The sequence below is a fragment of the Curtobacterium sp. MCBD17_032 genome (assembly GCF_003234855.1).
Classification (GTDB): Bacteria; Actinomycetota; Actinomycetes; order Actinomycetales; family Microbacteriaceae; genus Curtobacterium.
This window is the reverse complement of record NZ_QKTO01000011.1, coordinates 62,372-83,319: the sequence shown is the minus strand read 5'-3', so window position 1 is coordinate 83,319 and position 20,948 is coordinate 62,372. Positions and strand designations below refer to the sequence as shown.

The window sequence follows — 20,948 nt, the reverse complement described above, 5'->3', positions numbered from 1 at the left end:
TCCTGCCTCGGCCCCGGCCGACCACCCGCCCGCCGCTCCAGGACCGGGACCCGAGCTGCGCCGGGCATCGATCGGTACCGTTGTGGAATGACTGACAACGCGTTCGTGATCACCGGTGCCCACGTCGTCCCCGTCGAGGGTGACGAGTTCGACGGCGGGGCGGTCGTCGTGCAGGACGGCCGGATCACCGCCGTCGGCCCGGACGTCACCCCGCCGGACGGCCTGCCGGTCGTCGACGCCGCGGGTGCCTGGCTCCTCCCGGGCTTCGTCGAGGCGCACGGGCACGTCGGCATCCACGAGGAGGCGAACGGGCCGGCCGGCAACGACACGAACGAGATGACCGGGCCGAACATGGCGGCGGTCCGTGCGATCGACGCGGTCGACATCGAGGACGAGGGGTTCCGCGACGCCCTGTCCGGCGGCATCACGAGCATCGTCGTCAAGCCCGGCTCCGGCAACCCGATCGGTGGCCAGACGGTCGCGATCAAGACCTGGGGCGGACGCACGATCGACGAGCAGCTCATCTCGGACAGCGTCAGCGTGAAGAGCGCACTCGGCGAGAACCCGAAGCGGGTCTACGGCGAGAAGGGCCAGACGCCGTCGACCCGTCTCGGCGTCGCCAAGGTCATCCGCGAGGCCTTCGTCGCCGCGCAGGACTACCGGGCCGCCCGCGACGCCGCTGCCCGGAAGGACGAGCCGTTCACGCGGGACCTCACCAAGGAGACGCTGGTGCGCGTGCTCGACCGCGAGCTCGCCTGGGACCAGCACACCCACCGCCACGACGACATCGCGACGGCGATCCGCCTCGCCGAGGAGTTCGGCTACCGCCTGGTCGTCAACCACGGCAGCGAGGCCCACAAGATCGCGGACCTGCTCGCCGAGAAGGACATCCCGGTGGTCTACGGTCCGCTGTTCACGAGCCGGTCGAAGGTGGAGCTCCGTGACCGCGGCATCCCGAACCTCGCCAGGATCGCGGCGGCCGGGGTCCGGGTCGCGATCACGACGGACGCCCCGGTCGTCCCGGTCGCCATGCTCGTGACCCAGGCCACGATGGCCGTCCGCGACGGACTGCCCCGGCAGGTCGCGCTCGAGGCGATCACCTCCGCCCCCGCGGACATCCTCGGCTTCGGCGACCGTGTCGGCCGCATCGCCGTGGGGCTCGACGCCGACCTCGTCCTCTGGGACGATGACCCGCTCGACGCCACCAGCCGCGCCCAGCGCGTCTGGATCGAGGGTCGCCAGGTCTTCGCGTACGTCGACGGCCAGGGCGTCACGACGCCGCGCTGGTGACACGCCCGTCTCGGTGCGACACCGCGTCAGCTGCGAGACGCCGCCGTTCCCCGCGGCGTCTCGAGCGTTCGGCGGCGTCTCGCCGGCCGGCGGCACCGACGGGCCGCACCGCACCGGACGGGAGGCGCGGGACGACCCCGCCCCGTGCCTCCCGTCCGGCGCCGCTCAGCGCTCGCGCGCCAGCAGGAAGTCGTTGATGCGCTCCGTCATGCCGAGGTCCATCTCGATCCGCACCCCGTTGACGGTGTGGATCGGCGCGGCCTGACGGATGCTGGAGACGAGCCACAGCGCGTCGGCTGCCCGCAGGTCGTCGAGCGTGACGAGTTCGTACGCGGTCTCGATGCCCTCCTGCTCGGCGAAGCGGAAGACGTCGGCCTGCGTGGTGCCGTCGAGGATGCCGATGTCGGTGCGGGGCGTCACGAAGCGGCCTCCCACGGACATGATGAGGTTGGCGCGCGTGCCCTCGAGCACGTACCCGTCCGTCGAGACGAACAGCGCGTCGTCGGCGCCGCGGCGGACGGCTTCCCGGAGTGCCGCCATGTTCACCGCGTAGGACAGCGTCTTCGCGCCCTGCAGCAGCCACGGGGAGGTCCGCTCGACGTCGTGCCGGTAGCCGCGGTCGAGCGTGACGACACCGATGCCCTCGGTGCGGTCGCGCGTCTGGTCGGCCGACGGCGCCGCGTACACCCATCCGGTCGGACGCCCGAGGCCCTCGACACCCCGGGTGAGCACGGTCTTCGCGTACGCCTCGCGCACCGGGTCGAGCCGGGCGCAGACCGCCTCGATCGCCTGCCGCCACGCGTCGACGTCCGGTTCCGGCAGGTCGAGCTTGGCGGCGGAGCGGACGAAACGACCCAGGTGTGCCTCGAGCGCCTGCGGTCGGCCGTCGATGACCGTGATCGTCTCGAAGACGCCGTCCCCGCGGGTGAGCCCGAGGTCCATCACCTGGACGTGCTCCTCGAGCGGCTTCTCCCACGTGAAGGCGTCGGCCTGCGGGTCGTGCGGGGCTGCGGACCGCGAGGGCTGGTTGAGGACGGCGAGGACGGTGTCGGTCATGCCTCCCATCCAACCCCAGGTCAGTGACCGCCGGGCAGCGCGTCCATGAGTTTCCAGACCGCCTGCGTCAGCTCGGGGTGCTGGAGGGCGATGCGCCGGAGACGGTGGTACTCCTCGCCGTGTTCGGTGCCGTGACCGGAGGCCGGGTGCGCCGACCACTGCGAGCTCCGGCGGCCGATCCGGACGTCGACGTCCATCGCCTCGGCGCGGAGGATGAGCACGACCTGCTCGTCCACGGTCGGCAGCGTGTGCATGAAGTCCCACGGGTCGTCGCCCTGCCGGCAGCGGTGTTCGACGATGACCGAGATCTCCTCGGCGGCTTCGGCGCGCAGCACCTCGAGGCTGCGCCCCGCCCTCCGGGACTCAGCCATGACGCCCCCAGAGCACGCCTGCCATGCAACGAGCGTACGTCATCGGATCGGCCACACTGGACCACATGACCGCGCGCGACGAGAGCAAGTCCCAGCACCCGGCCGTGGTGGTCGTGTACCTGCTGCGGGACGGTGCGGACGGGCCGGAGGTCCTGCTCGGCGAGAAGCGACGCGGGCTCGGCACGGGCCGAGTCGTCGGTCCGGGCGGCAAGCGCGAGGGCGACGAGACGGCGGTCGAGACCGCCGTCCGCGAGGTCGCCGAGGAGGTCGGTCTCCGCGTCGACGCTGCCGACCTGGAGGCACGTGGCACCCTGGACTACCGGTTCCCGTTCCGCCCGTCCTGGTCCCAGGTCTCGGACGTGTTCGTCTGCCGCCGCTGGCAGGGGGAGCCGTCGGGCGGCGACGAGCTGGAGCCGCGGTGGGTGGCGGTCGACGCCGTCCCGTACGACGCGATGTGGGACGACGCCCGGTACTGGCTCCCCGGGGTCCTGGCAGGCGGGCGGGTCGATGCGCGGGTGGTGTTCGCGGAGGACAACGCCTCGGTCGCCGGGTTCACCGGGACGGGCATCGGCGAAGCGGTCTGAGCGAGCCCGCGTCGACCGACCGTCAGCGTGACCGCTGCGTGCGTGTGCTGCCGGTGCGGGCCTCCTCGGCCGCTGCCATGACCTCCGCATCGCCGCTCTGTCCGCCGAGCGGACGCACGAAGAAGTCCACGACCCCGAAGCCGATCGCGGCCACGAGCGAGAACATCGCCCAGCCGTCCCAGAGCCCGGCGACGCTGCGGCCACCACTCGGGGCGAGGACGATGCTGGTGACGTACGACATCACCGCGAGCACGAGGAAGACGACGACGATCGTGACCAGGAGGCGGTGCCAGGCGATGCGGGACATGATGCCCCAGGATACCGACCCCGTGGTCGCTACCGGCCCCGGTCCAGCGGTCCGCTCTCGAGCCCGTCGCGGCCGCCGGTGAAGACGTCCCCGCCGGCGCGGTCGTCTTCCCACCCGCCGTCGCGCACCACCTGGAGCGTCCCGGTCTCGGTCGAGGTCAGGCCGTGCCGCTCGAGCTCGGCGTCGCGCTCGCGGCCGAGGAACTCGCGGTTCGCGGTGTTCGCGTCCTGGAACATCGTGGTCCGGCCGGTCACGATCGCCCGGATGCGACGGCGCTCCCACCACTTCTTGCCGAAGTACATGAGCACGAGTCCGGCGACCGCGTAGCAGGCCATGGTGACCAGCCCGCGAGCCGGCCCGGGGCCGACGCCGTAGACCTCGTGCTTGATCATGTCGACCATGCTCGAGCCGACCACGACGTGGTTGAGCCACGCGAACGGCTCCGGCATGAACCACTTCGGGTAGGCCCCGCCGGAGGACGGCATCGACAGGAACACGAAGCAGATCATCGCGGGCGCGGCGATGAAGCGCCCGACGAAGTAGCTCAGGCCGTTCACCGCCAGGCCGATGGCCACGATCCACCCCCACGCGATGAGCACGAGCGGCATGAAGTGCCCGGAGATCGCGCCGACGACCGGACCGGCGAGGGTGTTCGTGATGACCGAGATGACGAGGCCGCCGACGACGATCACGGTCATCCGCGTCCGGTGCCGGAGGGGCCCGCCCATGATCCCGATGAACATCGCGACCATGTAGCCGCCGATGCACCACGCGAGCATGACGTACATCGGGACCGTGCCGTACTCGTCCCGTGCCGGCAGCGCGGCGAGCTCGGTGACCCGCGGCGTCGCGACCCCGATGCCGGTCAGCACGGCCGTCAGCGTCGCCGGGACGAGGCTCGCGACCTGGAACTGGTGCGCGCTGGCCTTGAAGAAGGTGTTCGTGGACGGGTCGTAGGCGACCGCCATCGCCCCGGCGAGGACGTCACGCTTCGCCGCCACGAGCGAGTCGTAGGAGTGGAAGACGAACTCACCCGGCAGGGCCTTCTGCACGGCGGCGACGAACGCCGGGTCGCTGCCGACGAGCGCGATCGGGACGTCGTGCGGGTGCGGCGCGTGGAAGGCGAACACGTAGCAGAGGCAGAAGCCGACGATGAAGAACAGCGGCATCCAGAGCTGCAGCCCGATGAGCTGGAGGGACGGGTGCAGGGTCGCGTACCAGCGGCGGTACCGGCCGATGTGCTGCTTCGGCGGTGCCGCTGACCGGGCAGCAGCGGGTGGACCGGAGGCCGTCGGGGCACCACCTGCCCGCTCCGGCAGGTCGTTCTTCCTCGGTGGGTCGTTCCGCGGCGTGCTCACTCGGCGCTGCGCTCCTGTCCTGTCGTCTGGCGCCCCACGATACGCCGCGGTGGCCGGAGCGCTTCCGGGGTGCGGAGCAGGATCAGGAGCGGCTGCGGGAGGCCTGCGCGGAGTCCATCGCGAGTTCCTCGGCGTCGAGCGTCACGAGCACACGGCGCATGACCTCCTCGTCGAGGTTGCCCTTCTCGCGCTCCTCGAGGACGACCTCGCGGCGACGGTCGAGCAGCTCGCGTCGGATGTCCTGGATCTGCGCACCGCGGAGGCGCATCGGGGCGTTGCGCTCCTCGTCCTCCTCTTCCTCGGCGTCGCGGCGGAAGGTCTCGACCTGTCGCTCGAGCCGGGCCTTCAACCGGTTCACGACGCTGTCGACGGCCTCGTGCCCGTACTGCTCCGCCCAGACCGGACGACGCCGCTCGAGGAGGGTGATGGCGGCCTCGGTCGTGCGCTGGTTGAGGCGCATCTCGCTGCGCACGTCCTCCTCGCTCTCGCCGGGGTCCTGCACCTTCAGCGCGCGGATCACGAACGGCAACGTCAGCCCCTGCAGCAGGAGCGTGCCCACCGTCACGACGAACGCGATGATGAAGATGGTGTCCTGCGCCTTGATCTCGACGGGGTCGGAGACGACGGCGACGGCTGCTGCGAGCGTGACCACCCCGCGCATCCCGGTCCAGGAGATGACGGTGAGCTCCCGCCAGTCGAGCTTCGGCTCCGCGCTGCCGCGCAGCCACCGCAGGGAACGGTGCCCGCGGGACAACCGGACGCGCAGCGGTCTCAGCCACCTGCCGTTGATCCGGTTGCGGGCGTAGGACTCGAAGACGAAGAGCGGTCGCACGAGGATCACGACGACGAGCACGACGGCCGCCGCGGTGAGCGTCTGCGTCAGGCTCCGGTCGCTCTCGACGAGGTCCTGCACGACCGTCTTCAGCTGCAGCCCGATCAGGGCGAAGACGAACCCCTCGAGGATGACGTCGATGCTCGTCCACAGCGGGCGCTCCTGCAGGCGGGTCGCGTAGCCCTCCTTCGGCGAGTTGTAGCCGATGTACAGCCCCGCGGTGACGACCGCGATGACGCCGGAGCCGGACAGGTGCTCGGCGAGGACGTAGGCGACGAACGGCAGCAGGATGCTCATGATCGTCTCGACGACGGGGTCGTTGATGCGCATCCGGATCCAGTGCACCGCGACGCCGAGGACGATGCCGACCGCGAAGCCGACGCCGATCGCCAGGCCGAAGATGCCGAGGTCCTGCCAGATGGTGAGCGACGTGCCGGCGGCGATGAGCGTGAACACCCGGACCAGGGTCAGCGACGCCGCGTCGTTGATGAGGCTCTCGCCGGACAGCACCGTCATCACACGTCGGGGGAGGCCGAGCTTCCGGCCGATGGCGGCGGCGGACACGGCGTCCGGCGGAGCGACCACGGCGCCGAGCAGGATCGCCGCCGGCCAGTCCATGTCCGGGATGATCAGGTACGCGGCGAGTCCCACCGCGAGCGCCGTGACGATGACGAGGACGATGCCGAGTCGCCGGATCTGCTTGATCGACTGCCGGAAGCTCTGCCACGACACGTCGAGTGCGGCCGAGTACAGCAGCGGCGGCAGGATCACCGTGAGGATCACCTCGGAGTCGATCTCGATCTCCGGCAAGCCGGGCAGGAACGAGACGGCGAGTGCGACGGCCGTGACGAGCAGCGGGGCGGGCAGCCCCTTCGCGCGTGCGAAGCCGGTCACCGCGAGCGAACCGATCAACAGGATGAGGAGTTCCGCGGTGTCCATGGCCCTCATCCTCCCATCCGGATGGTTCGCACACTGAACGAATCCGCAGCTCCGGTGAACGGACGGTGAACGACAGGGTTTGCCCCGGAGGCCCCGGGCTGCGACACTTGCCCGCGGTGGACATCACACTCATAGTCGTCCTGGTCATCGCGTTGGCCCTCTTCTTCGACTTCACAAACGGATTCCATGACACCGCCAACGCGATGGCGACACCGATCGCCACCGGTGCCATGAAGCCGAAGGTGGCCGTGACGGTCGCCGCGGTGCTCAACCTCGTCGGTGCGTTCCTCAGCACCGCCGTCGCGACGTCGATCTCGCACGGGCTGATCAACGAGGGCCCCGGCGGCGTCGCGATCACCCCGGAGATGATCTTCGCGGGCCTGATCGGCGCGGTCGTGTGGAACATGATCACGTGGCTGCGCGGCTTGCCCTCGTCGTCCTCGCACGCGCTCTTCGGTGGCCTCATCGGCGCCGCGATCGTCGGTGCCGGCTTCGACTCGGTGAACTACGCGGCACTGCTGACGGTCGTGATCATCCCGGCCTTCCTGTCGCCGGTGATCGCCGCGCTCGTGTCGCTCCTCGCCACCCGGATCGCGTACCGCGTGACCCGTCGGCCGGTGTTCCCGAACGAGCGCGGCGGTTTCCGCATCGGCCAGGTGTTCACGAGCTCGATGGTGTCGCTCGCCCACGGCACGAACGACGCGCAGAAGACGATGGGTGTCATCACGCTGACGCTCATCGCCTCGGGCGCGCAGTCGGGTGACCAGGGCGTGCAGTTCTGGGTCGTCGTGGCGTGTGCCCTGGCGATCGCCCTCGGCACCTACACGGGCGGGTGGCGCATCATCCGGACGCTCGGCTCGGGCATCACCGAGATCCGCGCGACGCAGGGCTTCGCAGCCGAGGCGTCCACGGCCGCCACGATCCTCGCGTCGAGCCACCTCGGCTTCGCGCTCTCGACGACGCAGGTGTCCTCGGGGTCGATCATCGGTGCGGGCCTCGGCCGCCGCGGTTCGAAGATCCAGTGGTCGACGGCCGGCAAGATCGTCATCGCGTGGTTCATCACGCTGCCTGCCGCCGCGGCGGTCGGGGCGATCGCCTCGGGCATCGCCCACTTCGGCGTCATCGGCCTCGTGCTCGACGCGGTCATCGGTGGTGCCGTGATCCTCGGCCTGTACCTGTGGTCGCTGCGCAAGCCGCACGAGCACGCCGCGGCCATCGAGGTCGACGTCGCCGCGAACGCCGTGCTGACCCGCAAGGAGCGGCGCGACCTGCAGCGCGCCAAGCGTGCCGAGGCGGTCGCCGCGCGTCGCGCCGAACTGAGTCGCGAGCGGACCCTCCGCCGCATGGCCGGACGTAAGGGAGGCCGACGCTGATGGGCATCGCCACTGACGGACGCTGTGGGGCGTTCCTGCTCGGAGGTACCTGCTGATGGGCATCGCCACTGACGGACGCTGTGGGGCGTTCCTGCTCGGAGGGACCTGCTGATGGGCATCGACTGGGGAGCCTTCCTGCTCGTCGCCGTGGTGGCCGTCGTCTCCGCGTGCTTCGTCGTGACCGTCTACTCCGTGGGCCTCCGCCTGTGGAGCGCCGCCGACGCCCGCGCGGGCAAGTACACGGTGAAGGACGACGGCACCATCGGCCCGGCCACCGCCGGCTTCCCGGACCCGGCCGCGGCCTCCACCGCGATCCGCTCGTTCCGGGCGCTCGCCGTGGTCTGCTTCGCCGCCTGCGGTGCCGCGGTGCTCTACGGCGTCTACCTCATCGTCCCCGCCTTCCACTGACCTCCTGGCCGGCCGCACCGGCTGGACGGTCGCGGGCTAGCCTCAGGAGGTGACCGCGACGGAGAGGACCACGACGTGACGAGCGCTGCCACCCGCACCGAGACCGATTCCCTGGGCTCGAGGGAGGTGCCGGTCGACTCCTACTGGGGGATCAACACCCTCCGGGCGATGGAGAACTTCCCGATCGCCTCGGTGCCGATCGCGGTCTACCCGGACCTCGTCGCGGCCCTCGTCACCGTGAAGCAGGCGGCGGCCCGGGCGAACAAGGCGATCGGTGTCCTCGACGCCGAGCGGGCCGACGCGATTGACCGTGCCGCGCAGGAGGTCCGCGACGGGGCTCTGCGGGACCAGTTCGTCGTCGACGTGGTCCAGGGCGGCGCCGGGACGAGCACGAACATGAACACGAACGAGGTCCTGGCGAACCGGGCCCTCGAACTGCTCGGCCGGGAGCGCGGCGACTACGCGTACCTGCACCCGATCGACCACGTGAACCGCAGTCAGTCGACGAACGACACGTACCCGACGAGCATCAAGATCGCGATGATCACCGGCGTGCGCCGGCTCGCCGACCAGCTCGAGGAGCTCTCGGCGGCGTTCGCGGAGCGCGGGGAGGCGTTCGCCGACGTCCTCAAGGTCGGCCGCACGCAGCTGCAGGACGCGGTCCCGATGACGCTCGGCCAGGAGTTCACCGGCTTCGCGCACACCATCGCCGAGGACGTCGTCCAGCTCCGGCGGGTGGTGCCGCTCCTCGGCGAGATGAACCTCGGCGCGACCGCGATCGGGACGGGCATCACCGCCGACCCGCTGTACCGCGACGAGGTGCGGCGGCAGCTGCAGGAGGCGAGCGGCATCGACGTCGTCACGGCCCCGGACCTCATCGAGGCGACGAGCGACGCCGGCGCGTTCATGACCCTGTCCGGCACCGTGAAGCGCAGTGCGATGAAGCTGTCGAAGATCTGCAACGACCTGCGGCTCCTGGCGTCCGGTCCGCAGGCGGGCCTCGGCGAGATCACGCTGCCGCCGCGCCAGGCGGGTTCGTCGATCATGCCCGGCAAGGTGAACCCGGTCATCCCGGAGGTCGTCAACCAGATCGCCTTCGCGGTCGCCGGCGCGGACACCACGGTGACGATGGCGGCGGAGGGCGGTCAGCTCCAGCTCAACGCGTTCGAGCCGATCATCGCGCACTCGATCCTGCAGTCCCTGCAGTGGATGACCCGCGGGTGCGCGACGCTCCGCGAGCACTGCGTGACCGGCATCCGGGCGAACGAGATGCGGCTCGCCGCCCAGGTGGACACGAACGTCGGCGTCGTCACCGCGCTGACGCCGTACATCGGCTACGCAGCGGCGGCGTCCATCGCGCACACCGCGTTGACGACCTCGACGCCGATCTCGACCCTGGTGATCGCCGCGGGTCTCATGGACGCGGACCAGGTGCACCGGGTGCTCAGCCCCGCCCGGTTGTCCGGCATCGAGCTCGCGACCGGGGCGATCCCGGTCGTCACCGAGGAGATGCTCGACGAGGCTGCCCGGGACGCCGAGGCGGGTCGCCGGTCCTGACCCCTGCCGGACGGGAGGCACGCCTCGGGTCCGCCAGCGCGGCCTCCCGTCCGCACCGTGCGCGCGACGGACGCGACGCGGCGCGTCAGTTCGCGTTCGGGTGCAGCGCGTCGTACCGGCGGAACGACGGCACGAGCCGGAGCAGCAGCGCGACGAGCGCGATGATGAGGACGCCGCCGATGAGCGGCGGCCAGGCGAAGCCCGCGGCGACGACCAGACCGGCGTACAGGTCACCCACGCGCGGCCCACCGGTGACCACGACGATGAAGATGCCCTGCAGTCGGCCCCGCATGCCGTCGGGCGCGGCGGCCTGGAGGATCGTCCCGCGGAACACGCTGCTCACGTTGTCCGCCCCGCCGGCCACCGCGAGGGCCAGCGCGCAGAGCGCCAGTGCCGGCAGGATCCCCGTCGAGAACGTCTCCGACGCCCGTCCGCCGAGGAGGTGCGCGCCGGCGACGACGACGCCGAACGCCGCGATCGCGCCACCGTAGACCGTGATCGCCCAGCCGACCGCCTCGCCCTGTCGGCGCACGTGCCCGAGCGGGCCGGAGAAGACACCGGACAGCAGCGCACCGACCGCGTATGCGGCCGAGAGGGTCCCGACCGTGATCGACCCACCGCCGACCACCAGCGCGCCGATCGCGGGGAACAGCACCCGCGGCTGCCCGAACGTCATCGCGATGATGTCGAGCACGAAGGTCATCGTGATGTTCCGGGAGCGACGGAGGAACCGCGCGCCCTCGACGAGCGACGACAGGCCCGGGCGGAGGGCGTCGTGCTCGGGGGCCATCCGCGGCAGCGTCACCACCCCGAGGAACGCGGCGCTGAACAGCACGACGTCCACCGTGTAGGTCGGGGCGAAGCCGAACGCGGCGACGAGGACACCGCCGACCGCCGGTCCGACGGTCACCGAGAACCCCGCGCTGATGCTGTTCAGGGCGCTCGCCGCGGGGAGCAGGTCGTTCCCCACGAGCCGCGGGACGATCGCCGCCCGCGACGTGCCGATCACGGTGCCCGCGACGGCGTTGACGGTCACGAGCACGTAGAGCAGCACGACGCTGTCGAGCCCGAGCCAGGCGTGCGCGGCGATCATCGCCGTGGACACCCAGGCCATGACGGCGGAGACCAGGGCCACCGTTCGGCGGTCGAAGGCGTCCGCGAGCATGCCGCCGTACAGCCCGGCGAGGATCATCGGCACGAGCGAGATGACGCCGACGAGCGACACCATGAACGTCGAGCGCGTGATCTCGTACACCTCGAGCCCGACCGTGACGCTCGTCATCATGGTGCCGATGCCCGCGATCGAGCTGCCGATCCAGAGCCGCGCGAACGCGGGGGAGCGGCGGAGCGGTGTGAGGTCGGCGAGCAGGGAGCGGCGGGGCTTCGCGGGGGCGTCTGGTGTCACAGTGGAACCATTCTGTGGCCTGGAGGGCTCCTGCGGGGCACGTGCACGTCCTCTGGTTGACTGTCGGGCATGACTGACCTGAACAGCAAGCCCGAGTTCGACGCCCCCGAGGGGCCCGCCCCCACCGACCTCGTGGTCACCGACATCGTCGTGGGGGACGGCGACGTCGCCGAGGCCGGCTCGACCGTCAAGGTCCACTACGCCGGCGTCGAGTACGAGTCCGGCGAGGAGTTCGACAGCTCCTGGGGTCGTGGCGAGCCGATCGACTTCCCGCTCGCGGCGCTCGTCCGCGGGTGGCAGGAGGGCATCCCCGGCATGAAGGTCGGCGGACGCCGCAAGCTCGTCGTCCCGCCGGAGCTCGCCTACGGCCCGGCCGGCGGCGGCCACTTCTTGTCCGGCAAGACGCTCATCTTCATCATCGACCTGCTCGGCGTCCGCTGATGACGGGCGTCCCGGAGGTCCCGACCCTCGAACTGAACGACGGACACCGGATCCCGGCGCTCGGTCTCGGCACGTACTCGCTCGACGGCGACGAGGGGGTCGCGGCGGTCGGTGCCGCGATCACGAGCGGGTACCGCCTGCTCGACACCGCGCTGAACTACGGCAACGAGGACGCGGTGGGTCGTGCGGTCCGCGAGTCCGACGTGCCGCGGGACGAGTTCGTCGTGACGTCGAAGCTCCCGGGACGCCACCACGGCTACGACGAGGCACACCGCTCGGTGGACGAGACCCTGGCGAACCTGGGGCTCGACCACCTCGACCTGTACCTCATCCACTGGCCGAACCCGTCCGTCGGCAAGTTCGTCGACACCTGGAAGGCGTTCGTCGACCTCCGGGACAGCGGCAAGGTCCGCTCGATCGGTGTCTCGAACTTCACCCCCGAGCACCTCGACCGCGTCCTCGACGCCACCGGGGTGGCTCCGGCCGTGAACCAGGTCGAGCTGCACCCGTACTTCCCGCAGGCCGAGCTCCGCGCGGTGCACGAGCGCCTCGGCATCGTCACCGAGAGCTGGAGTCCGCTGGCGAAGCAGTCCGAGCTCCTCACCGAGGAGCCCGTGACCGCCGCGGCCGCAGCGCACGGTGTCTCGGCCGGCCAGGTCGTGCTCCGCTGGCACGTCCAGCTCGGCGCGGTCCCGGTGCCGAAGTCGGGCGACCCGGACCGCCAGCGCGAGAACCTCGACGTGTTCGGCTTCACGCTGTCCGACGACGAGGTCCAGGCCATCTCCGCGCTCGAGCGCGGACGGCTCTGGGACGGTGACCCGGACACGCACGAGGAGATGTAGCACCGGGCGCTCGCGTCCGACCCGACCGGGGCAGGGGGATACCATGGGTTCCCCTGTCCCGAAGGGTTGCGAGTGTCCGAACCGCGTGTTTCCGAACCGACCGAGATCGACCGCGAACGCGGCTACGTCGACGGTCTGTTCCACCGACTCGACGAGCTGACCGCCGAGGCCGAGCAGCGGCTCGTCGAGACCCGCCGACAGGCCGTCGGCGGCAACCACCAGAGCCGGACGGAGCGCGACGCGTTCGCCCGGCTCTACGAGGACACCGTCGCCACCCTGCGCCGGGTCGGCGACCGTCTGGTGTTCGGCCGGCTCGAAGTGCAGGACCCGCCAGCGGACGAGGACGCCTTCCGGTACATCGGTCGGGTCGGACTGCGCGACGCCGACCACCGTCCGCTGCTCCTCGACTGGCGTGTGCCGGGCGCGAGCGCGTTCTACCAGGCGACGGCGGCCCACCCGATGGGGATGCGTGCCCGCCGGCACCTGACGCTCGAGGGCCGCACGGTCGTCGGCGTCGAGGACGAGGTGTTCGACGCGTCGCTCTACGACGACGAGCGGACGCACCTGCAGGGCGAGGGCGCGCTGCTCGCGGCGGTCACCGCCGAGCGCACCGGGCGGATGACCGACATCGTCGCGACGATCCAGGGCGAGCAGGACCGGATCATCCGCTCGCCGCTCGAGGGCGTCCTCATCGTGCAGGGCGGGCCGGGCACCGGCAAGACGGCCGTCGCCCTGCACCGCGCGGCGTACCTCCTCTACTCGTACCGCGAGCGGTTGCGCGGCTCCGGCGTGCTCGTCGTCGGGCCGTCGCCGGCGTTCCTGACGTACATCGAGCAGGTGCTCCCGTCCCTCGGCGAGACCGGGGTCGTGATGGCGTCCCTCGGGTCGCTCTACCCGGGGCTGCACACCACCGTGCACGACCGCCGGGAGGTCGCCGCGGTGAAGGGGTCCGGCGAGATGGCCGACCTGCTCCGCCGCGCCGTCCGGTCGCGCCAGGTCGTCCCGACCGAGGCCGTCACGCTCGACGTCGAGGGCGAACGGCTCGTCGTCCCGCCGCAGCTGGTGGCCGACGCGATGCGCCGGGCCCAGGACCGCGGGAAGCCGCACAACGTCGCCCGTGTCACGTTCAACAAGAACGCGCTCGACGCCATGACGCGGCTCCTCGCCGACCAGTTGCGGCACCGCGGCACGACGGTCGACGAGGCCGACGAGAAGGTGCTGCGCGAGGACATCCGGAGCTCGTACGACGCCCGGGTGCTGCTCAACACGGCGTGGCTCCCGCTGCCGGCCGAGAAGCTCGTCGAGGACCTGTACGCCCGGCCGAACTGGCTCGCGTCCCTCACCCCGAACTGGACCCCCGAACGCCGTGCCCTGCTGCGGCGGGAGCGCGGCGCGGGCTTCACGGTGGAGGACGTCCCGCTCCTGGACGAGGCGGCCGAACTGCTCGGCGTGTTCGACCCGACCGGTGGCGCGGCGAAGCGGCAGGCGAAGGCCAGCCGGAACCGGGACATCGAGAACGCCCGCCAGGCGATCGAGAACATGGGTGTCGAGGGCATCGTGAGCGCCGAGCAGGTCGCCGGCGCCTTCGCCGAGGGCGGCGACCCCCGCTCCACGGCCGAGCGTGCCGCCGAGGACCGCGAGTGGACGTACGGGCACATCGTGGTCGACGAGGCGCAGGAGCTCTCGCCGATGCAGTGGCGGATCCTCGCCCGGCGCAACCCGCTGCGGTCGTTCACGATCGTCGGCGACATGGCGCAGGGCTCGTCCCCCGGGGCTGCCCGCACGTGGGACGACGTCCGCGGTGCGCTCGCCCGACGCCGCCGTGGCCGTGCCCCGCAGGTGCCGCTGGACTCCCGTCTCGAGGAGCTCACGGTGAACTACCGCACCCCGCGCTCGATCGTCGACGCGGCCGGGGCGTTCGCCGCCTCGGCCGGGCTCACGGTGACCGCGAACGAGGCGGTCCGGGACGGCGACCCGGTCGAGCGGGTGCGCGTCGACCGAGCGGACCTGCTCGACACGGTCGCGAGCCGGGTCGACGGCGAGCGGGACCGGATCGGGTCGGGGACGATCGGCGTCATCGTGCCGGAGGCCGACGTGGCCGCCGTCCGCGAGCGCCTGGCCCGGACCGAGGCCGACGTCCGCGGGCTCGGGTCACCCCGGCCGGGGTCGGTCACGGTGCTCACCGGCGCGGACGCGAAGGGCCTGGAGTTCGACGGCGTGCTGCTCGTCGACCCGGACCGGGTCGGCTCGGACGCGGCCCGTGCCGCCGCGGCGGTCTACGTCGCGATGACGCGCCCCACCCGTCGGCTCACGGTGATCGACGTCGCCTGACCGGCCCCGCCTGGTCGTCGGCCTGTCCGTTCGGTCGTCGCCCTGTCCGGTCGGTCGTCGGCCGTTCCGGCAGGGCGCCCGCCACGGGTCGGCCGGGAGGCGCGTGTGTAGCCCGGTCAGGCCGGTTCGCCCTGGTCGCGTACCTGCTCGACGAGCGTCGCCCACGGGCCGTCCAGGCGGCGTCCCGGGATCGTCACCGTCGTCCGGGCGACGGTCACCGTCCACACGAAGTCGTCGCGGACGCCGGCTCCTCCGTCCGGGTCGTCCGCGGACGTCCCGGCGGCGTCGGTGGGCAGCGCTCCGACGAGTGCTGCCCACCGGTCGGCGTCCGGGCGGGCGTCCGTGTCGACACGCCAGGCCCGCGAGAGGCCGGCGAACCCGCCACTGCGGCGCACGACGATCTGCATGCTCCGGAACCTACGCCCTCCGCACCCGCCCGGGCGCTGCCGTGCGTCAGGCCGGCACCCCGACGGTCCGCCACGCATCGACGACGGCGGCGTGCTCCCGCGAGCCCGCCCCGAACCGCGACGCCGCGGCGCTCACCGTGACGGCCGCGAACCCGGCGAAGTCGACGGACGCCGACACCTCGGCCGAGGTCAGCGCGTCCCACCAGACCTGGCCCGCCCCGACCCAGGCCGGGCCGCCGATCGCGGTCGCGGCGAGGAAGAACGCGTGGTTCGGGATCCCGGAGTTCAGGTGCACGCCGCCCTGGTCCTCGGCGGTCTCCACGTACCCGGCCATCGTCGCCGGCTGCGGGTCGGCCCCGAGCACCGGGTCGTCGTAGGCGGTGCCCGGCGCACGCATCGAGCGGAGCGCGACCCCGTGCACGGCGTCCGTGAACAAGCCCTCGCCGATCAACCACGAGGCCTGCTCCGCGGTCTGGCGTGCGGCGTACTGGGCGACGAGCACGCCGAAGACGTCGCTCATCGACTCGTTGAGCGCGCCCGACTGCCCCTGGTAGACGAGGTCGGCGGTGTACTGCGTGACCCCGTGGGCGAGTTCGTGCCCGATGACGTCGACCGCGACGGTGAACCGCCGGAAGACCTCGCCGTCCCCGTCGCCGAACACCATCCGCTGCCCGTCCCAGTAGGCGTTGTCGTACTCCCGGCCGTAGTGCACCGTGGCGTCCAGGGGGAGTCCGGCGCCGTCGATCGACACCCGTCCGAACACCTCGAGCCAGAACGCGTGCGTGGCACCGAGGCCCGCGTACGCCTCGTCGACCGCGGCGTCCCCGGTGTCGCCGTCGCCCTCACGCCGCACGACCGTGCCCGGCAGCGTCGTCGTGCCGGCGGCGTCCGTGATCGTCCGCTGCGGGGAGGTGTCCGGCGCCCCGGCGGTGCGGGCCGCACGGAGCCCCGACACGTGCTTCGGCTCCTGGACGCGGTCCATCGAGGCGAGGGCGGTCCGGGCTGCCGAGGCAGCACGCGGGAACCGGTCCTCCGGGGCGTCGGCGACGGCGCGGAGGAGGTACGGCGGGACGACGGAGCGCAGCGGGCGGCTGGTCATGGCGACATGCAACCACCGGGGGCCGACAGCCGGTCCGGAGTGGCGCCTCCCGACGGTCCGTCGCGCGGTCAGTCGCGCCTGCGGTTCGCCACCAGGGCGAGCGCGTAGGACTCCCACCACTCGCCCGCGGCCGGTCCGCCGTTGCACGCGCCGTCGCTCAGTCCGGGTGTCTTCACCCACAGCAGCGCGTCGAGTCGGGTGGTCCCGCGCGTCACGTGCGGGGCCTGGCCGAGGCCGGCGCCGTCGGGGTTGCACCAGTCGCCGCGCCACCCCTGCCCGTTCCGCGAGACGTCGATGACGAAGTGCGGGTCGCCCCCGACCGCGTCGGCGAGCTCGTCCGCGTAGGCGCGCTCCTGGTCGACGCGGTAGAAGTTCGACACGTTCGTGGCGAAGCCCTGCACCCGGTCGACGCCCGCCCGGCGGAGCCACCCGGCCATCGTGTCCACCGGGACGCGGTTCTCGTTGCCGCCGTCGAGGTACACGGTCAGGCCGTGCCCGGTGAGGGCGCGGACCGCGGCGCGGAGGAGCGGCAGCCGGGTGTCCCGCAGCCGGTCGCACACGGCGATCTGCACGATCGAGTCGGGCTCCACCAGGACGACGGCGTGTGAACCGGCGAGGGCGCGGACGACCGCGCGCACCCACGGCAGGTAGTCCTGCTCGGCGGTGCCGCCGCGTGACCAGTGTCCGCAGTCGCGGTCCGGGATCGCGTAGAGCACGAACACCGGGGTCGCCTGCTGCGACCGGGCGGCGGCGAGGACGCTCCGCACGGTGTCGACGGTCGCGGGGACGGACGGGTCGGTGAGCCAGGTCGCGAGCGGCTGGTCCGCGATCTCGGCGAGCCGTCCGGCCGTGGCGGTCCGGCCGGCCTCCCGCGCCGCGGTGACGTGCCAACGCGGCTGGTTCGCGCTCGACGGCTGGTGCGCGAGGCCGCCCGGCCACGCCTCGGCGACGCTCTTCCGGTGCGCCACGGGTCGGTCGCCGCCCCGGGGGAGCACCACGGTCACCGCCACGACGACGGCGGCGACGAGCACGGCGACGACCCCGATCCAGAGCCACTGTCGGCTGGTCGACGCACGTCGCACTCCCGGCATCGGCCGTCCTCCCGCTCGCGCGCCGCCCCTGATCGACGTCGCTCCGTCCGCCATGTTCGCATCCGACCGACACCGGATGCCAGGGTCCCGCCCAGGGCCCGACCAGCAGGGGTGCCCCAGACTGGCCCGATGCTGCGGAAACTGCTCCTGGTCGGGGTGACGGCTGGCTACGCCTGGGTGATCTGGCGCATGACGCTCACCCCGCACGTCTTCACCGAGGCCGAGAACTCGTTCGTGCTCCGCGCCGTCGCCTGGGTCCAGCAGCTGCCGCACGGCGCGTGGTTCACCTACGACCGGACCGAGTTCCTGGCGAACGTCGCGATGTTCGTGCCGGTCGGGCTGATCGCGGCGCTGTGGCTGCCGCGCCGCTGGTGGGTCCTCGGTGCCGTGGTGGCCGTCGGGCTCTCGGTCGGCATCGAGTTCGCGCAGGCCGTGTACCTGCCGTACCGGGTCGCCGACCCCCGCGACGTGCTGTCGAACGGCATGGGCGGTCTGCTCGGTGCGACGTTCGTCGGGTTCGTCCGGAGCCTGCTGCCCGAGCGACGGCGGCGGCGTCCCCTGCGGGCGCGGACCGTCTGACGGCGCTCGTCGGGGCGGAGGCGCTCTGGTATGCTCGTTCGGTTGCCGTCGAACGGCCGCGGATCAAGAGCGCTCACGCAGCAGGTGTGGGCACCGCGCAACGGACACGCTCTCACGCAGAGCAGGAAAGGGGATCCTCCATGGCACTTGACGCGAAGATCAAGCAGGAGATCATCGAAGAGTACGCGACCCACCCGGGCGACACCGGATCCCCCGAGGTCCAGGTCGCCGTTCTGACGCGTCGTATCAACGACCTGAACGAGCACCTCAAGGAGCACAAGCACGACCACCACTCGCGTCGTGGTCTGCTGCTCATGGTCGGTCAGCGTCGCCGCCTCCTCGGCTACCTCTCCGACGTCGACATCGCCCGCTACCGTGCGCTCATCGAGCGCCTCGGCCTGCGCCGCTAGTCATCGTCCGAGCACTGCCTGACGGCAGGCCTGCTCGATCGGAAGCCCCGTCCTCCTCTCCGGAGGGCGGGGCTTCCCCCGTTCCCGGGGCAGTGTCGCCGGGAATGGGAGCGTGCGTCGAGGGGTTCCGGTAGTGTTCATGCAAACGCATCGAAAGTCGGGAGTTCCCATGACCACCATCGCCGTCGTCTCCGCCGGGCTGTCCGAGCCCAGCTCGACCCGCCTCCTCGCCGACCGGCTCGCCGCTGCGGCCGTCGGCGCGCTCGAGGGGGAGCCGGGAGGTCCGGTGCAGGTCCGGAACGTCGACCTCCGCCCGCTCGCCCACGAGATCACCGACGCGATGCTGACCCGCTTCTCCGCTCCGGCACTCGCGGCCGCGACGGAAACGGTCGTCGAGGCGGACGCGGTCGTGTTCGTCACGCCGGTCTTCACGGCGGGCATGAGCGGCCTGGCGAAGTCCTTCCTCGACGTGCTGGACAAGGACGCCCTCACCGACATGCCGGTGCTGCTCGGCGCGACGGGCGGGACCGCACGGCACTCGCTCGCCCTCGAGCACGGCATCCGACCGGTGTTCGCCTACCTCCGTGCCGCCGTCGTCCCCACCGCGGTCTTCGCCGCCACGGACGACTGGGGGAGCGACGACGCGGGCGTGCTCGACGAGCGCATCCGCCGGGGTGGAGCCGACCTGGCCTGGGCGGTCCGGGCCTCCCGGCGGCAGCCGCAGCAGGCGGACGCGCTCCCGGCGGTCACCGACTTCGCGTCGTTGCTCGGCGGTCTGCAGCACCGGTGACACCGGTGTCGCGCCGGCCGGGTCAGTACCAGTGCGGGTCGACGCTCATCTCGTGGTCCCACGCGCCGCACGGCGATCCGTAGCGGCCCGCGATGTACGCCAGACCCCAGTCGATCTGCGTCTCGGCGTTCGTCCGCCAGTCCGCGCCCGCGGCGGCGAGCTTCGACGCCGGCAGGGCCTGCGGGATGCCGTACGCGCCACTCGACGCGTTGAGCGCGTTCGCCCGCCACCCGGACTCCTGCGTCCACAGCGAGACGAGGCAGCCGAACTGGTCGTCGCCCCACCCGTGAGCGCCGAGGACGCTGCGCGCGTAGGCCTGCGCGGCCGCCGGGTCGACGGTGACGCCGTCGGTGCTCGGGTAGGCGTTGTCCGCCGAGGAGGCAGTGCCCCTGGCCGCACGCGCGGCCTCGGCAGCGGCCCGGGCGGCGGCAGCTTGCGCCGCCGCCTGTGCCGCGACGGCCTGGCCGACCTCGTACCGGCGCTGGGTCTCGGCAGTGGAGTCCCGGAGTGCGGCGAGCTGCGCGTAGAGCTCGTCGCTGTGCGACTCGGTCTCCGCGACCGCCGTCTCGGCTCTGCGCTGGGCCGCGCGCGCCGTCGACGCCGTCGCTTCGGCCTGCGCCGCCAGCGCGGCCCGCTCGTCCTCGGCCCGCTCCGCCTGGTCGTGCAGCGACGAAGCCGTCCCGGCGGCGACCGCGGCCTCGTCCATGACGCCGTCCCACGTCGTCGACAGCTGGTCGAGCGCGCCGAGCTGGTAGAGCAGCTGGTCGGGGTCGTCCGCCGTCGCGATCCGGGTGGTCATCTGGTCGGTCGAACCGTCCCGGTACAGGTCGGCCGCGAGGCGCCCGGCCCGGGTCCGCGCGCGCTCGGCCGTCGCGGACGCCTCGTCGGCGTGGGCCTGGAGGCTCGTGGCGGTCCGGGTGGCCTCGGCCAGGTCCGCCTCCGCGGTGGCTGCCGCGGCGGCGGTGTCGAGGGCGACCTGCGACTTCTCCGCGGCCTCGGCCTGCACCGACCGGAGCGCGGCCCGGACCTCCGCCACCTCGGCCTGCTTCGCCTGTTCGTCGCCCTCCGCCCGCTGGACGTCCTGCCACGTCGGGTAGTCAGCCGCCGAGGACGGGGCCGCCGAGGACGGGGCCGCCGTCACCGCGGGGACCACGAGGGCGCCGACCAGCACCCCGACGGTGAGGAGGGTGCCCCGGGCACGACCCCGCCGAGGTGCCCGCCGTGGTGCTGCTGCGACCCGTGGTCCGTCCGTCCGTCGTGCTGCTTCCCCGCGCATGGGAGCAGGCTACCGAGGACACGCCCGTTCGCCACCGGCACCGCCGTCGGTCCACCTCGGAATGCTAAGGTCGCCTGGTCTGGGGACCGTTCCCCGCGACGACACACAACACCGCACGCAGACCGGCACGAAGCTGGTCATCGGTGGTGGCATCCGGGCCGAACGCCGTCCCGAGTGCTCCCACTGCTGGCCAGACATGCGT

General features: G+C 72.3%; 21 protein-coding genes. 11 read left to right on the top strand and 10 right to left on the bottom strand.

The genetic code is table 11. The annotated features are described in order from the left end of the window. The first annotated feature begins 87 nt into the window (after nt 1-87). Nucleotides 88-1,290, top strand: coding sequence for an amidohydrolase (locus tag DEI91_RS13120; RefSeq protein WP_111052710.1), 1,203 nt, complete (start codon nt 88-90; stop codon nt 1,288-1,290). Between the two features lie 165 nt (nt 1,291-1,455). Here DEI91_RS13120 and DEI91_RS13115 read toward each other — a convergent pair whose 3' ends face one another. Together DEI91_RS13115 and DEI91_RS13110 are read right to left on the bottom strand one after the other, a co-directional pair. Next, nucleotides 1,456-2,346, bottom strand: a complete 891-nt coding sequence (locus DEI91_RS13115; RefSeq protein WP_111052722.1) for an aminodeoxychorismate lyase — start codon at nt 2,344-2,346, stop codon at nt 1,456-1,458. A gap of 20 nt (nt 2,347-2,366) precedes the next feature. Next, on the bottom strand, nt 2,367-2,717 hold the full coding sequence (locus DEI91_RS13110; RefSeq protein ID WP_111052709.1) for a tryptophan synthase subunit alpha: 351 nt from the start codon (nt 2,715-2,717) through the stop codon (nt 2,367-2,369). A 65-nt stretch (nt 2,718-2,782) separates the two neighbouring features. On the opposite strand from DEI91_RS13110, the gene DEI91_RS13105 reads away from it, so the two are divergent. Further along, nucleotides 2,783-3,301 carry an 8-oxo-dGTP diphosphatase gene (locus DEI91_RS13105; protein WP_111052708.1) on the top strand — a complete coding sequence of 173 codons (519 nt, stop codon included), beginning with the start codon at nt 2,783-2,785 and terminating at the stop codon, nt 3,299-3,301. Between the two features lie 22 nt (nt 3,302-3,323). On the opposite strand, the gene DEI91_RS13100 is transcribed toward DEI91_RS13105, so the two are convergent. From DEI91_RS13100 to DEI91_RS13090, 3 genes are all read right to left on the bottom strand, one after another. Further along, entirely contained in the window at nt 3,324-3,608 is a 285-nt protein-coding gene (locus DEI91_RS13100; protein WP_111052707.1) for a hypothetical protein, read from the bottom strand. Between the two features lie 29 nt (nt 3,609-3,637). After that, complete coding sequence (locus DEI91_RS13095; protein WP_111052706.1) at nt 3,638-4,966, bottom strand: ABC transporter permease; 1,329 nt, start codon at nt 4,964-4,966, stop codon at nt 3,638-3,640. An 82-nt stretch (nt 4,967-5,048) separates the two neighbouring features. Next, nucleotides 5,049-6,737, bottom strand: a complete 1,689-nt coding sequence (locus DEI91_RS13090; RefSeq protein ID WP_111052705.1) for a sodium:proton antiporter — start codon at nt 6,735-6,737, stop codon at nt 5,049-5,051. A 116-nt stretch (nt 6,738-6,853) separates the two neighbouring features. Here DEI91_RS13090 and DEI91_RS13085 point away from each other — a divergent pair, with 116 nt between their 5' ends. The 3 genes from DEI91_RS13085 (at nt 6,854) to DEI91_RS13075 (ending at nt 10,075) form a co-directional block, all read left to right on the top strand. Continuing rightward, on the top strand, nt 6,854-8,110 hold the full coding sequence (locus DEI91_RS13085) for an inorganic phosphate transporter (RefSeq protein ID WP_111052721.1): 1,257 nt from the start codon (nt 6,854-6,856) through the stop codon (nt 8,108-8,110). 111 nt (nt 8,111-8,221) lie between these two features. Next, the gene (locus DEI91_RS13080) at nt 8,222-8,518 is read left to right on the top strand and encodes a hypothetical protein (RefSeq protein WP_111052704.1); all 297 of its coding nucleotides are present in this window, start codon (nt 8,222-8,224) and stop codon (nt 8,516-8,518) included. Between the two features lie 75 nt (nt 8,519-8,593). Further along, nucleotides 8,594-10,075 carry an aspartate ammonia-lyase gene (locus tag DEI91_RS13075; protein WP_111052703.1) on the top strand — a complete coding sequence of 494 codons (1,482 nt, stop codon included), beginning with the start codon at nt 8,594-8,596 and terminating at the stop codon, nt 10,073-10,075. Nucleotides 10,076-10,160: 85 nt separating this feature from the next. Here DEI91_RS13075 and DEI91_RS13070 read toward each other — a convergent pair whose 3' ends face one another. Next, entirely contained in the window at nt 10,161-11,480 is a 1,320-nt protein-coding gene (locus DEI91_RS13070; protein ID WP_111052702.1) for an MFS transporter, read from the bottom strand. Between the two features lie 69 nt (nt 11,481-11,549). Between DEI91_RS13070 and DEI91_RS13065 the strand changes: the two genes are divergently transcribed. From DEI91_RS13065 to DEI91_RS13055, 3 genes are all read left to right on the top strand, one after another. Beyond that, nucleotides 11,550-11,921: an FKBP-type peptidyl-prolyl cis-trans isomerase gene (locus tag DEI91_RS13065; RefSeq protein ID WP_111052701.1), complete on the top strand. Its 372-nt coding sequence runs from the start codon at nt 11,550-11,552 to the stop codon at nt 11,919-11,921. Further along, nucleotides 11,921-12,763 (top strand): aldo/keto reductase, encoded by an 843-nt coding sequence (locus DEI91_RS13060; protein WP_111052700.1) that lies wholly within the window; start codon nt 11,921-11,923, stop codon nt 12,761-12,763. The genes DEI91_RS13065 and DEI91_RS13060 overlap by 1 nt, the downstream gene beginning before the upstream one ends. A 72-nt stretch (nt 12,764-12,835) precedes the next feature. Then, on the top strand, nt 12,836-15,094 hold the full coding sequence (locus tag DEI91_RS13055; RefSeq protein ID WP_111052699.1) for an ATP-binding domain-containing protein: 2,259 nt from the start codon (nt 12,836-12,838) through the stop codon (nt 15,092-15,094). Nucleotides 15,095-15,210: 116 nt separating this feature from the next. On the opposite strand, the gene DEI91_RS13050 is transcribed toward DEI91_RS13055, so the two are convergent. The 3 genes from DEI91_RS13050 to DEI91_RS13040 all read right to left on the bottom strand — a co-directional run bounded on the left by DEI91_RS13050 (nt 15,211) and on the right by DEI91_RS13040 (nt 17,691). Beyond that, nucleotides 15,211-15,501: a protealysin inhibitor emfourin gene (locus tag DEI91_RS13050; RefSeq protein WP_111052698.1), complete on the bottom strand. Its 291-nt coding sequence runs from the start codon at nt 15,499-15,501 to the stop codon at nt 15,211-15,213. A 46-nt stretch (nt 15,502-15,547) separates the two neighbouring features. After that, entirely contained in the window at nt 15,548-16,600 is a 1,053-nt protein-coding gene (locus DEI91_RS13045) for a M4 family metallopeptidase (protein ID WP_111052697.1), read from the bottom strand. Nucleotides 16,601-16,668: 68 nt separating this feature from the next. Continuing rightward, nucleotides 16,669-17,691, bottom strand: a complete 1,023-nt coding sequence (locus tag DEI91_RS13040) for a glycoside hydrolase family 6 protein (RefSeq protein WP_146244297.1) — start codon at nt 17,689-17,691, stop codon at nt 16,669-16,671. 129 nt (nt 17,692-17,820) lie between these two features. On the opposite strand from DEI91_RS13040, the gene DEI91_RS13035 reads away from it, so the two are divergent. From DEI91_RS13035 to DEI91_RS13025, 3 genes are all read left to right on the top strand, one after another. Continuing rightward, a complete protein-coding gene (locus tag DEI91_RS13035; RefSeq protein ID WP_111052695.1) occupies nt 17,821-18,270 on the top strand; it encodes a VanZ family protein in 450 nt (149 codons plus the stop codon). A gap of 140 nt (nt 18,271-18,410) precedes the next feature. After that, complete coding sequence (gene rpsO, locus DEI91_RS13030; protein ID WP_110823867.1) at nt 18,411-18,680, top strand: 30S ribosomal protein S15; 270 nt, start codon at nt 18,411-18,413, stop codon at nt 18,678-18,680. Between the two features lie 169 nt (nt 18,681-18,849). Then, nucleotides 18,850-19,470 (top strand): CE1759 family FMN reductase, encoded by a 621-nt coding sequence (locus DEI91_RS13025; protein ID WP_111052694.1) that lies wholly within the window; start codon nt 18,850-18,852, stop codon nt 19,468-19,470. A gap of 22 nt (nt 19,471-19,492) precedes the next feature. Here the strand turns inward: DEI91_RS13025 and DEI91_RS13020 are convergent, their stop codons facing one another. Then, nucleotides 19,493-20,746, bottom strand: coding sequence for a hypothetical protein (locus tag DEI91_RS13020; RefSeq protein ID WP_146244296.1), 1,254 nt, complete (start codon nt 20,744-20,746; stop codon nt 19,493-19,495). Nucleotides 20,747-20,948 lie beyond the last annotated feature (202 nt).

What these genes read in the sequence shown, in the direction of transcription:
- DEI91_RS13120 (WP_111052710.1), top strand. Translation starts at nt 88, where the DNA reads ATGACTGACAACGCGTTCGTGATCACCGGTGCCCACGTCGTCCCCGTC.
- DEI91_RS13115 (WP_111052722.1), bottom strand. Translation starts at nt 2,346, where the DNA reads ATGACCGACACCGTCCTCGCCGTCCTCAACCAGCCCTCGCGGTCCGCA.
- DEI91_RS13110 (WP_111052709.1), bottom strand. Translation starts at nt 2,717, where the DNA reads ATGGCTGAGTCCCGGAGGGCGGGGCGCAGCCTCGAGGTGCTGCGCGCC.
- DEI91_RS13105 (WP_111052708.1), top strand. Translation starts at nt 2,783, where the DNA reads ATGACCGCGCGCGACGAGAGCAAGTCCCAGCACCCGGCCGTGGTGGTC.
- DEI91_RS13100 (WP_111052707.1), bottom strand. Translation starts at nt 3,608, where the DNA reads ATGTCCCGCATCGCCTGGCACCGCCTCCTGGTCACGATCGTCGTCGTC.
- DEI91_RS13090 (WP_111052705.1), bottom strand. Translation starts at nt 6,737, where the DNA reads ATGGACACCGCGGAACTCCTCATCCTGTTGATCGGTTCGCTCGCGGTG.
- DEI91_RS13080 (WP_111052704.1), top strand. Translation starts at nt 8,222, where the DNA reads ATGGGCATCGACTGGGGAGCCTTCCTGCTCGTCGCCGTGGTGGCCGTC.
- DEI91_RS13065 (WP_111052701.1), top strand. Translation starts at nt 11,550, where the DNA reads ATGACTGACCTGAACAGCAAGCCCGAGTTCGACGCCCCCGAGGGGCCC.
- DEI91_RS13060 (WP_111052700.1), top strand. Translation starts at nt 11,921, where the DNA reads ATGACGGGCGTCCCGGAGGTCCCGACCCTCGAACTGAACGACGGACAC.
- DEI91_RS13050 (WP_111052698.1), bottom strand. Translation starts at nt 15,501, where the DNA reads ATGCAGATCGTCGTGCGCCGCAGTGGCGGGTTCGCCGGCCTCTCGCGG.
- DEI91_RS13045 (WP_111052697.1), bottom strand. Translation starts at nt 16,600, where the DNA reads ATGACCAGCCGCCCGCTGCGCTCCGTCGTCCCGCCGTACCTCCTCCGC.
- DEI91_RS13040 (WP_146244297.1), bottom strand. Translation starts at nt 17,691, where the DNA reads ATGCCGGGAGTGCGACGTGCGTCGACCAGCCGACAGTGGCTCTGGATC.
- DEI91_RS13035 (WP_111052695.1), top strand. Translation starts at nt 17,821, where the DNA reads ATGCTGCGGAAACTGCTCCTGGTCGGGGTGACGGCTGGCTACGCCTGG.
- rpsO (WP_110823867.1), top strand. Translation starts at nt 18,411, where the DNA reads ATGGCACTTGACGCGAAGATCAAGCAGGAGATCATCGAAGAGTACGCG.
- DEI91_RS13025 (WP_111052694.1), top strand. Translation starts at nt 18,850, where the DNA reads ATGACCACCATCGCCGTCGTCTCCGCCGGGCTGTCCGAGCCCAGCTCG.
- DEI91_RS13020 (WP_146244296.1), bottom strand. Translation starts at nt 20,746, where the DNA reads ATGCGCGGGGAAGCAGCACGACGGACGGACGGACCACGGGTCGCAGCA.